This is a genomic window from Pseudomonas sp. 67(2021) (genome assembly GCF_017491835.1).
Classification (GTDB): Bacteria; Pseudomonadota; Gammaproteobacteria; order Pseudomonadales; family Pseudomonadaceae; genus Aquipseudomonas; species Aquipseudomonas atacamensis.
In genome coordinates this window covers 1-484 of the sequence record NZ_JAFGYL010000079.1, presented here as the reverse complement: position 1 = coordinate 484, position 484 = coordinate 1, and the positions used below count along the sequence as shown (strand labels likewise).

Annotated in this window: 1 protein-coding gene; it reads right to left on the bottom strand. The window is 72.5% G+C overall.

The window, feature by feature from the left end; translation table 11 throughout:
* On the bottom strand, positions 1 to 484 hold a 484-nt coding region (locus J5M66_RS26595), incomplete at both ends, for a phosphatidylglycerol lysyltransferase domain-containing protein (RefSeq protein WP_207817542.1).

The following is a 484-nucleotide window of genomic DNA, read 5'->3' as shown; positions in this document are numbered from 1 at the left end:
CCCCGAGGTCGGACGCCGCGTCGGCGAGCGCCGCGACCATCGCCTCGTTGACGCCGTTGGGCGCCTTCGGGGAGCGGCGCATCAGGTCGAGCGACAGCCCGCGCGTGCCCCACGGCACGAACGACTGCAGTGCGACGATCTGACCCTGTGCGTCACGGACGAGGACGGCGACGCAGCGGCCGTCCGTCGCGTCCTCGAGGCGGTTGAGGGCCATCGAGAAGCCGCGGTCGGGTTCGTCGCCACGCCACTTCTCGGACAGTTCGGTGATCTGGTGCAGCGTCTCGGCGTCGAGACGCGAGTGGCGTTCGACGTCGACGGTGCAGCCGGCCTCACGCACGCGCGCGACGGCGCGCTTGACGGGGCGCATCGCGCGCCCTTCGAGGCTGAACGTGTCGAGTTCGACCACGGCTTCGTCGCCGAGGGGGCGGGCCTTGAGCCCGGCCTCGACGTAGGCGCGCGCACCCGTCTCGGAGGCGGACAGGAC